Origin of the sequence: Arthrobacter humicola, from assembly GCF_039531445.1 — a bacterium.
In the GTDB taxonomy this organism is placed as follows: domain Bacteria; phylum Actinomycetota; class Actinomycetes; order Actinomycetales; family Micrococcaceae; genus Arthrobacter; species Arthrobacter humicola.
Map to the genome: position 1 here is coordinate 81,639 of NZ_BAAAQB010000035.1, position 9,519 is coordinate 91,157.

General features: G+C 66.6%; 9 protein-coding genes and 2 tRNA genes. 6 read left to right on the plus strand and 5 right to left on the minus strand.

Annotated features, from left to right (window positions below; genetic code table 11):
* The coding region (ettA, locus tag ABD243_RS12830; protein WP_344366282.1) for an energy-dependent translational throttle protein EttA at nucleotides 1–1,623 on the minus strand (1,623 nt) is incomplete at its 3' end.
* A gap of 176 nt (nucleotides 1,624–1,799) precedes the next feature.
* Nucleotides 1,800–2,363: a single-stranded DNA-binding protein gene (locus ABD243_RS12835; RefSeq protein WP_344366285.1), complete on the minus strand. Its 564-nt coding sequence runs from the start codon at nucleotides 2,361–2,363 to the stop codon at nucleotides 1,800–1,802.
* A gap of 253 nt (nucleotides 2,364–2,616) precedes the next feature.
* Between ABD243_RS12835 and ABD243_RS12840 the strand changes: the two genes are divergently transcribed.
* Nucleotides 2,617–2,689 (plus strand) — tRNA-Arg (locus ABD243_RS12840).
* Between the two features lie 144 nt (nucleotides 2,690–2,833).
* On the opposite strand, the gene ABD243_RS12845 is transcribed toward ABD243_RS12840, so the two are convergent.
* Nucleotides 2,834–3,850: a magnesium and cobalt transport protein CorA gene (locus ABD243_RS12845; protein WP_344366289.1), complete on the minus strand. Its 1,017-nt coding sequence runs from the start codon at nucleotides 3,848–3,850 to the stop codon at nucleotides 2,834–2,836.
* A gap of 165 nt (nucleotides 3,851–4,015) precedes the next feature.
* On the opposite strand from ABD243_RS12845, the gene ABD243_RS12850 reads away from it, so the two are divergent.
* Nucleotides 4,016–4,528, plus strand: a complete 513-nt coding sequence (locus tag ABD243_RS12850) for a LapA family protein (RefSeq protein WP_344366291.1) — start codon at nucleotides 4,016–4,018, stop codon at nucleotides 4,526–4,528.
* Nucleotides 4,529–4,554: 26 nt separating this feature from the next.
* On the plus strand, nucleotides 4,555–5,214 hold the full coding sequence (locus tag ABD243_RS12855) for a GNAT family N-acetyltransferase (RefSeq protein WP_344366295.1): 660 nt from the start codon (nucleotides 4,555–4,557) through the stop codon (nucleotides 5,212–5,214).
* On the opposite strand, the gene map is transcribed toward ABD243_RS12855, so the two are convergent.
* Nucleotides 5,195–5,962, minus strand: coding sequence for a type I methionyl aminopeptidase (gene map / locus ABD243_RS12860; protein WP_344366299.1), 768 nt, complete (start codon nucleotides 5,960–5,962; stop codon nucleotides 5,195–5,197). The genes ABD243_RS12855 and map overlap by 20 nt on opposite strands.
* A gap of 77 nt (nucleotides 5,963–6,039) precedes the next feature.
* Here map and ABD243_RS12865 point away from each other — a divergent pair, with 77 nt between their 5' ends.
* Nucleotides 6,040–6,714, plus strand: coding sequence for a DNA alkylation repair protein (locus ABD243_RS12865; RefSeq protein ID WP_344366301.1), 675 nt, complete (start codon nucleotides 6,040–6,042; stop codon nucleotides 6,712–6,714).
* A 20-nt stretch (nucleotides 6,715–6,734) separates the two neighbouring features.
* Here the strand turns inward: ABD243_RS12865 and mptB are convergent, their stop codons facing one another.
* The gene (gene mptB / locus ABD243_RS12870; RefSeq protein WP_202615946.1) at nucleotides 6,735–8,366 is read right to left on the minus strand and encodes a polyprenol phosphomannose-dependent alpha 1,6 mannosyltransferase MptB; all 1,632 of its coding nucleotides are present in this window, start codon (nucleotides 8,364–8,366) and stop codon (nucleotides 6,735–6,737) included.
* Nucleotides 8,367–8,524: 158 nt separating this feature from the next.
* Here mptB and orn point away from each other — a divergent pair, with 158 nt between their 5' ends.
* Both orn and ABD243_RS12880 read left to right on the plus strand, forming a co-directional pair.
* A complete protein-coding gene (gene orn, locus ABD243_RS12875; RefSeq protein ID WP_344366303.1) occupies nucleotides 8,525–9,172 on the plus strand; it encodes an oligoribonuclease in 648 nt (215 codons plus the stop codon).
* A 162-nt stretch (nucleotides 9,173–9,334) separates the two neighbouring features.
* Nucleotides 9,335–9,407 (plus strand) — tRNA-His (locus ABD243_RS12880).
* The last annotated feature ends 112 nt before the right edge of the window (nucleotides 9,408–9,519 follow it).

The window sequence follows — 9,519 nt, forward strand, 5'->3', positions numbered from 1 at the left end:
GCGCTCCACCTTGTTCTCCTCGTAGGATTCGAAGTTGCCCTCGAACCAGTACCACTTGGACGGGTTCTCCTCGTCGCCTTCGTAGGCGAGGATGTGGGTGGCCACCCGGTCCAGGAACCAGCGGTCGTGCGAGACGACGACGGCGCAGCCCGGGAATTCGAGCAGGGCGTTTTCGAGGCTGCTGAGGGTTTCGACGTCGAGGTCGTTAGTCGGTTCGTCGAGGAGCAGCAAGTTGCCGCCCTGCTTGAGGGTCAGCGCCAGGTTGAGGCGGTTGCGCTCACCGCCGGAGAGCACCCCGGCCTTCTTCTGCTGGTCCGGGCCCTTGAAGCCGAAGGCGGCAACATAGGCACGGGACGGCATTTCGACATGGCCGACCTGGATGTAGTCAAGGCCGTCGGACACGACCTCCCACAGGGTCTTGTTGGGGTCGATGCCGCCGCGGCTCTGGTCCGCGTAGGAGATCTTGACGGAGTCGCCGATCTTCAGTTCGCCGCCGTCGAGCGGCTCCAGGCCCACGATGGTCTTGAACAGGGTGGACTTGCCGACGCCGTTGGGGCCAATGACGCCGACGATGCCGTTGCGGGGCAGGCTGAAGGACAGTCCGTCGATCAGCGTGCGGTCATCGAAGCCCTTCTGGAGGTCCTTGGCTTCCAGCACAAGTCCGCCGAGGCGCGGTCCCGGCGGGATCTGGATCTCTTCGAAGTCGAGCTTGCGGGTGCGGTCTGCCTCGGCAGCCATTTCCTCGTAGCGGGCCAGACGGGCCTTGGACTTGGTCTGGCGCCCCTTGGCGTTGGACCGGACCCATTCGAGTTCCTCGGTGAGGCGCTTGGCCTGCTTGGCGTCCTTCTTGCCTTGGACTTCCAGGCGGGCACGCTTCTTCTCCAGGTACGTGGAGTAGTTGCCCTCGTACGGGTAGAGGTGGCCGCGGTCCACTTCGGCGATCCATTCGGCCACGTGGTCAAGGAAGTAGCGGTCGTGGGTGACAGCGAGGACGGCGCCGGGGTAGCTGGAGAGGTGCTGCTCCAGCCACAGCACGCTTTCGGCATCGAGGTGGTTGGTGGGCTCGTCGAGAAGCAGCAGGTCCGGCTTCTGCAGCAGGAGCTTGCAGAGGGCGACGCGGCGGCGCTCACCGCCGGAGAGCAGGGTGACATCGGCGTCGGCCGGCGGGCAGCGCAGGGCGTCCATGGCCTGTTCCAGCTGGGAATCGATGTCCCAGGCGTCGGCGGCGTCGATCGCTTCCTGCAGCTGACCCATTTCCTCGAGGAGGGCGTCGTAGTCAGCATCGGGGCTGGCCATTTCCTCGGAGATCTCGTTGAAGCGCTGGATCTTGCCGTAGATTTCACCGACGCCTTCCTGGACGTTGCCCAAGACGGTCTTGTCTTCGTTCAGCGGCGGCTCCTGCAGCAGGATGCCGACCGTGTAGCCGGGGCTGAGCCGGGCCTCGCCGTTGGAGGGAGTGTCCAGGCCTGCCATGATCTTGAGAATGGTGGACTTACCGGCACCATTCGGGCCGACAACGCCAATCTTGGCCCCCGGGAAGAAGGACATGCTTACGTCATCGAGGATGAGTTTTTCGCCGACAGCCTTACGGGCCTTGGTCATTGTGTAGATAAATTCCGCCATGCCTACAAATCTAGTGGCTCGGCCGGGATAACTCACATTCCAGACGACCCCAATCGGTCCTTTGACGATGCTGGAGGACGCCGGCGGGCATTGGACGGAGCTGCCCGGAATCCCCGCGCCAATCAGGGACGCGGATATCGTCGCTTCCTGGCTCGCCGCCGGCGCCTTGCCGGGATTCAGGCCGCCGCCCCTTTCAGTTCGCCGGTTTCCCGGTCCACTTCCTCTTCTTCACCGGGCGCCTCATCGATGTACGTCGCGTCGTCGGGGCCGCCGTCGCTGTGTCCGTCGGCATCACCGGACTCCGTCGGCGCTGAGCCGCCATCCCCGTCCCCGGCACCGGGCGCGCCGGGTGCGCCCGGCCCGGCGGCCGTCTGGGTTCCGGCTCCGGCCGTGCGCGTGAAGTTGGCGGATCCCCACATGAGGTCGTGGCCAACGGACTCGGCGTCGATTTCTGCGGCATGGTAGATCCGGCCGTCTTTTTCCCAACTCCGCATCTTTAGCCTGCCAACGACAATGACCCGCTGGCCCTTCTTGACGCTGCAGCCCAGATTGCCAGCCAATTGCCGGTAGCCCTGGACGGTGAACCAGTTGGTGTTGCCATCCACCCAGGTGCTGGTCGCCCGGTCGTAACGGCGGTCGGTGGCGCCGAGCCGAAAGGACGCCGTGGCCACGCCACCGGGGGTGGTAGAGCTTCTGATCTCCGTGGCCACGAAGCCGCGGACCGTAATGTTGTCACTCATTCTCATGTCCTGTCTCGAGTTGTCGTGCCCTGGCGGGCAGTTCCAGCATCCTGCGCTGGACGGTCGCCGGGGAGGGCCCGGCTGAGCCATGTGGAAAACCTGCCGCCGGCACCCGCACCGGGGAGGTGTTGGGGAGGAGTTGGCGAGCGGCCCGGACTACCGACAAGCCCGGGGCGGGCGTTGACCGTCGGCGGCCGTCCGGCACTGTAAACTTTTTGAGGCGTCCCCGGCAGCAGCCGGCGGCAGCCAACGTGCCCCAGTAGCTCAGGGGATAGAGCAGCGGCCTTCTAATCCGCCGGTCGGGGGTTCGATTCCCTCCTGGGGCACAAGAAGAGCGGCTCTGGGCTGCGGACTTCCGCAGCCCAGAGTCCCATCAGGGACCTGGCCGCCACCGCAAAAACCGCCACCGCGCATCACGGCCACACTCCCCCGCATCCGGCTGCGGTTCCCCATCCGCCTGCGCCGGGGCGTCAGATCCACTTGTTGTGTTTGAACGCCAGGTACAGGATCAAGCCCATGACCACCATGAGCCCGAGTGCCATCGGATAACCGAAGAACCAGTCGAGCTCGGGCATGAGCCGGAAGTTCATGCCGTAGATTGACGCGATCAGCGTCGGGGCGAACAGAATCGCAGCCCACGACGAAATCCGCTTGACCTGCTCGTTCTGGGCGAAGCTCGACTCCGTCAAGAGGCGCATTTCATCGTTTTGCCGTTGTGCCACGAGCGCGGCGTTGACTGCCAGCGCATTCTGCAGCAGCGCACGGAACGCTGCCACCCGTTCCCCGAGCCTGAGGGCATGGTCCAGGACATCGCGGAAGTGGTCCTGCAGTTCGGGATCCGGCACCCCGTCCGGTCCGCCCGCCATGAGTGTCTGCAGGATTCCGGCAAGAGGGGCTGTGGCGCGCTGGAACCCGATGACCTGACGGGAGAGCTCATAGATCCTGCGTGACACGCCGGGATCGGCCGCGAACAGATCATCTTCGATTTCATCGATGTCGTTTTCCAGCCCGGCGGCGACCGGCTCGTACTCGTCCACCACCTGGTCCACGATCGCGTACAGCACCGCATCCGGTCCTAGCGCCAGGAAGTCCGGCTCGGACTCCATGCGCCGGCGTACCCGGGCCAGATCCGGCGACTCGGCACGGCGGACGGTGACGACGAAGTCCGGGCCGGCGAAGACATGGATCTCGCCGAACTCGACCTTCTCCACATCATCCAGATACCGGGCCGGCCGAAGAACCAGGAACAAGGTTTCGCCGTAGTGCTCCAGTTTCGCCCGCTGGTGGCCGGCGAGCGCATCCTCCACGGCCAGGTGGCTCAGGTCGAATTCCTCGGCCACCGATCGCAGCTCGTCAGGTTCGGGCCGGTAGAGCCCGATCCACGCCATGCCCTGGCGCTGCCGCAGCAGGAAATACGTCTCCTCGAGATCCTCCGGGTCGGCGGTCCGGCGACCGTCCACATAAACAGCGTTGTCAATGATTGTCACGGCCGCGCCTCCTCTTCAAGGCTTCCCTTGGCTGTGACGTTATACCGTGCCCGCCCCGGTGCCAACAACCCGCCATCAGCCATCAGCACGCTTAGTATTGAGGGGACAGGCAGGGCACCAGGGAACGCCTGTGCTCCCTGCCCGCAACCGAAAGGTACGGCCGCCATGACCCAGACACCCCGCGGATTTGATCCCAACGATTCCTACGACGCCCCGACCACCCAGTACCCGAGGGCCGCTGACCGCGCGTCCGGATCCGCTGAGGAAGGCGCCAACACCGGAATCCAGTCCGGCCCGGACCTTGGTTCTCCGGCTCCGGCTGCCCCGGCCGCGGCGACGGGGATAGAAACGCCCCGGCCAGAGACGCCCGGAACACCGGCGCCCGCACCGGAGGCGCGCCAGGTCACCCGTGCGGGAATGGTCTGGGCCGCGGTTGCCTGCGCGCTGGTGGTGCTGATCCTGCTTATCGCCTTCATCCTGCAGAACCAGGAATATGTGCAGGTCAAGTTCTTTGGCCTCACGGGCTCGGTCCCGCTGGGCATTGCACTGTTCATCGCGGCCGTTGGCGGCGGCGTGCTGGTCGCGATCGCCGGCGCCGCCCGCATCATCCAACTGCGCCTGGCCGCGCATCGTCAGCGTGCCGGCCGTCAGTCCGGCGCCGGCGCGCGCACGCGCTGACGCCGGCGGGGGGCTAGCCTGTTTCCATGGGCGGAGCAGAACCCCGGGGCCCGGAAGCCATCACCACCGCGGCGGCGGACTGGCCCGACGTCGAGCGCCTCTTTGGCGGCCGCGGCGAACCGTCGCGTTGCTGGTGCCGGTTCTTCGCCCTCACCGGAAAACAGTGGTCCGCGTCCACCCCCGAACAGCGGAAAGTCCAGTTGCGCGACAAGTTCGACGGCGGCGGCCCGGCCCCGGGGGTGCTCGCCTTCCGCGGCGGGAACCCGGTGGGCTGGTGCGCCGTCGAGGCCCGCGGGTGCTATCCCAGGATCGTCCGCTCGAAGGTCTTGACGGCGACGGGGTCTGACATGGCCCGGGATCATGGCGGGAATCAGGTGTGGTCCGTGAGTTGTTTTGTTGTCTCCCCCGGCCAGCGCCGGACCGGCGTGGCGCGGGCGCTGCTCGCGGCCGCCGTCGAGCACGCCTTTGCCCACGGAGCCACGGTGGTGGAGGGCTGTCCGGTCGATCCCGCGCAACGGCCCAAGGCCGGTCCGGCAGACCTTTACCACGGCACGCTGGGGCTCTTCCTGGCCGCTGGCTTCGAAGTGGTCAGCGACGCGGTGCCGGGACGCGCCGTCGTCCGCCTCACGGCGCCTCTGACGGGTACGGACCCCACGACCAGCCGACCTACGGCAGCGTCAGGATGACCGGGCCGTCCTTCGTGATGGCAACCGTGTGCTCGCTGTGCGCGGCGCGGCGCCCGTTCGCGGACCGGAGGGTCCACTCGTCCTCGTCATGGTAGTAGTCGTCCTTGCGGCCGAGAATGAGCATCGGCTCAATGGCGATCACAAGGCCCTCGGTCAGTTTGATGCCGCGGCCGGGCCGGCCGTCGTTGGGCACGTGCGGCTCGGCGTGCATGGTCCGGCCGATCCCGTGGCCGCCGTGGTCGGCAAGGAGCCCGTACCCCGCCCGGCGCGCTTCCCCGCCGATCGCGTAGCCCAGATCGCCCATCTTGTTCCCGATCCGGGCAGCCTCGATCCCCCGCGCCAGGGCGGCGTCCGTGGCGTCGATAAGGGCCTGATCCACGGGGGCCGCCGTGCCGACGACGAAGCTGACGGCGGCATCGCCGCACCAGCCGTCCAGGAACGCGCCACAGTCCACGCTCAGCAGATCCCCGTCCTGCAGCCGGTAGCCGTTGGGAATGCCGTGCACGACGGCGTCATTGACGCTCGTGCAGATGACCCCGGGAAACGGGACGGATGCCCACCGGGGCCGGTAGTTCAGGAACGCCGGCGTGGCACCGGCGTCGGCGATGGACGCCGCGGCGACCTCGTCCAGTTCCTTGAGCGAGACACCGACTGCGGCGGCGTCCCGGACCCGGCCCAGCGTGGTGGCGACCACCCGGCCGGCCTCGCGCATCAGGGCGATCTCTTCGGGACTCTTGATCATGGACATGGGTTTCCTTCCGACGCGGATCCGCGGCTTGCTGGCTTCAACTCTAAAGCCCGCCGCAGGATGTCTACAGTGGCCTCATGGCCACCACCGAACTGATTGATGCGATCCGCGGCCGTCTGCAGGCTGCCGCCGATCCCGGCCGCGCCGCCGGGGCACAAGCCTATATGAGGTCGCAGATGCCGTTTCTGGGCGTGCGGGTTCCCGAAGTCCGCAGAATCGTCAAAGAGCACCCTCCGGGCAGCATCGCGGAATTGCGGTCCGCAGTGCTCGAACTGTGGCGGGACTCCGGCTGTCGTGAGGAACGCTATGCGGCGATCGAACTCACCGGGCTGAAACTCGCGGCCCGGGAGCTCGGCATGCTGGCCGTGTACGAGGAAATCATCCGCACCGGGGCTTGGTGGGACCTGGTGGACGGGGTGGCGCACCGGCTGGGCGGGCTCCTGCAGGCGCACCGGGCAGAACTGACGCCGGTCCTGGGGCGCTGGAGCAAGGACGAGGACTTCTGGATCCGGCGGGCCTCCATCACGGCGCAGCTCGGGGCGAAGGCTGCCACGGACACGGCCCTCCTGACCGCCGTGATCGAGGCCAACCTGGGCGATCAGGAGTTCTTCATCCGGAAGGCGATCGGGTGGGCGCTGCGCCAGTACGCCAGGACGGACCCGGACTGGGTGGTGGCGTTTGTGCAGCGGCACCGGGACGAGCTCAGTCCGCTCTCCCGCAGGGAAGCGCTGAAGAACCTGCCGCCTGGCTGATCCAGACCGGACAAACAGATCTAGATGATCGGCCGTGTGGTGACGGGCTCGTCCGACTTGCTGAACAGCAGCTTGGTCTTCGGGTCCAGGAAGATCAGGTACAGCGCAAAGAGCAGGGCGATGATGGCCGCGGCGTTGCGGGCGAGCGCCAGGGCCAGGCCGAGGTCGGCGGTCTGCAGGTACGGGAAGACGTCCAGCTGGTCCGAGATCGCGTACACCATGAAGAAGGACACGATGAAGTAGAGCGCCTTGACCTGCCAGTCATCGCGGATGCCCGTGACCGCGAACAGCGGAATGAGCCAGACGATGTACCAGGACTGGATCATCGGGGACAGGAGCACGACGGCGGCGAACGCCAGGGTGAGACGGCGCATCAGACGGTCGTAGTCACCGCGGAAGATCTGCCAGGCGACGATCCCGACGGCGACCAGCTTGCCGGCGTCGAACGCCCACTTGGCCAGTCCCCAGCCGTCCAGGCCGAACGCGTTGGAGATGGAGGCGACGACCAGGCCCATCAGACCCACGGGCGCGTACCAGATCCAGATGCTGCCCGGGGCGGACAGGCCGTTGATCCAGCCGAAGCCGAAGCCGTTGACCCGGCTCATGAGGTACAGCAGGGCCAGGCTGATGCCGGCCGTGAGGCCCCAGAAGAGAAACTTGCGGGGCCAGCTGGCGTTCTTTCCCGCCCAGAGCAGGCCGATGAACGGCAGGAAGACGATCGTGATGGGCTTCACCGCAATGGAGAGCGTGACCAGCACGATTCCGCGGATGACCCGGCGGGTTGCGCAGTAATACAGTCCGGCCAGGGCCAGCCCGATCATAAGGGCGTCGTTATGCACGCTGGCGATGAAGTTGGTGAGGAACAGCGGGTTGGCGGCCGTCAGCCACAGGGCCCGGTTCGGGTTCACCCCGTGGAGTTCGGCCAGTTTCGGCACGTAGATCACGCACAGGACGATGCCCACCAGCGCGGCCATCCGGAAGAGCATGATGCTGCCCTCGGGGTTCACGTTGGTGGCCCAGACCACGAACTGCTCGATCCACAGGAAGAGCTGGCCGTACGGAACGGGCGCCTCGGTCCACATCTTGTCCGCGCCGAGCTGGAAGTAGTTGGACAGCGCCGAAATGCCGTTTTCGTAAGGGTTGAACCCCTCCACCATGAGCCGGCCCTGGCCGATGTAGGCGTAGACGTCCCGGCTGAAAAGCGGCACGGAGAACATCAGCGGCAAGCCCCACGCCACGGTCGCCTGGAGCGTGGCCTTGCGGGCCCCCGGTCCCCAGACCCGGACGCGCTGGCCCAGCCGCAGCCAGGCGCGGACCAGGAGCATGCCGCCGAAGGCCAGCAGGACAATGGACAGGGCGACGCCGATGGCTTCGGTGCGCATCCAGATGAACAGCGGAACGCGGCGGAGCCCGGACACGGGGGCGAGCCAGCCGACGCCGATCGAACCGATCGCCATGAACAACGATCCGAGGAACCCGGCAAGGATCGGGGACCGGGGGTTGTCGACTTCGTCAACGGCAGCGGGGCGGAGGTCAGCCGTGCCGAGGTCAGCAGGGCGGGATCCGGCCTCGCGGGTCTCAGTCGTACGGGAGTCAGTCGGGCGGGACGTACCGGCAGCCGTTTCCCCCGCCGCAGGCACAGGCGCCGTCATGTCAGGATCGTCCAATCTGTCGTGGGCCATTTTTCCGCCCGCAGTCGGCCGAATTGTCCGGCCCGGGGCACGCCGGCTTGACGAAATACTTCGACGGCCGCGTACCCGAAATCCTAGCACCGGACGGCCCTGTGACGTCGGAACGGTAGGCTGGGCGGGTGCCTATAACTAACGAACGCATCGTCTGGATCGACTGCGAAATGACCGGCCTGGACACCAAGAACGACGCCCTGATTGAGGTCGCCGCCCTGGTGACCGATTCGGAGCTCAACATCCTGGGTGAGGGCGTCGACGTCGTCATCAAGCCCGACGACGCCGCGCTGGCCCAGATGAACGACTTCGTCCGGGACATGCATACCCGGTCAGGCCTCCTGGCGGAGCTCCCGCACGGCAAGACCATGGCCGAAGCGCAGGCCGCCGTGCTCGACTACATCAAGAAGTGGGTGCCGGACCCCAGGAAGGCCCCGCTCGGCGGCAACTCGGTGGGCACCGACCGCGTGTTCCTGGTCCGCGACATGCCCGAGGTGGTGGAGCACCTGCATTACCGGGTCATCGACGTGAGCACCATCAAGGAACTCTCCCGCCGCTGGTTTGCCCGGGCCTACTTCCAGTCCCCCGCCAAGATGGGCGGACACCGGGCGCTTGGTGACATCAAGGACTCCATCGACGAACTCCGCTACTACCGCGAGGCGGTGTTCGTCCCCGCGCCCGGTCCGGACAGCGCCACGGCGCAGCGGATCGCCAAGCGCGTCATGGGCGACGGCCCGGCTGAGGGCACCCCGGCGGAGTCCACCCAGGCCGAGTAGCGGCACCCGGGACCGTGGCGCGGAAAAGTAATCTGCGCCACGTTTGGCGGAAATTTCGGTGAAAATCGCAAAAGTGGCAAAACCACCCCCAAACAACAGGTAAGCTATTTGTCGTTGCCTTTCCAGCCCGCCGGTTCGCCGGAGGGCCTGATACGGCACATGGTGGGCGTAGCTCAGTTGGCAGAGCGCCTGGTTGTGGTCCAGGAGGTCGCGGGTTCAACCCCCGTCGCTCACCCTCATGAAGGACGGCAGTGATTGTCCGACCTTTTCCAAAGGCCGCACCGGTTATCCGGTGCGGCCTTTGTTGTCTGTATTGGAAGGAAACGCAGTGAAGCGCAAGCTCTTTG

Bases quoted from the DNA above. Each gene is read 5' to 3' on its own strand.
- ABD243_RS12855 (WP_344366295.1), top strand. From the start codon at position 4,555: ATGGGCGGAGCAGAACCCCGGGGCCCGGAAGCCATCACCACCGCGGCG.
- mptB (WP_202615946.1), bottom strand. From the start codon at position 8,366: ATGACGGCGCCTGTGCCTGCGGCGGGGGAAACGGCTGCCGGTACGTCC.
- ABD243_RS12865 (WP_344366301.1), top strand. From the start codon at position 6,040: ATGGCCACCACCGAACTGATTGATGCGATCCGCGGCCGTCTGCAGGCT.
- map (WP_344366299.1), bottom strand. From the start codon at position 5,962: ATGTCCATGATCAAGAGTCCCGAAGAGATCGCCCTGATGCGCGAGGCC.
- ABD243_RS12850 (WP_344366291.1), top strand. From the start codon at position 4,016: ATGACCCAGACACCCCGCGGATTTGATCCCAACGATTCCTACGACGCC.
- ABD243_RS12835 (WP_344366285.1), bottom strand. From the start codon at position 2,363: ATGAGTGACAACATTACGGTCCGCGGCTTCGTGGCCACGGAGATCAGA.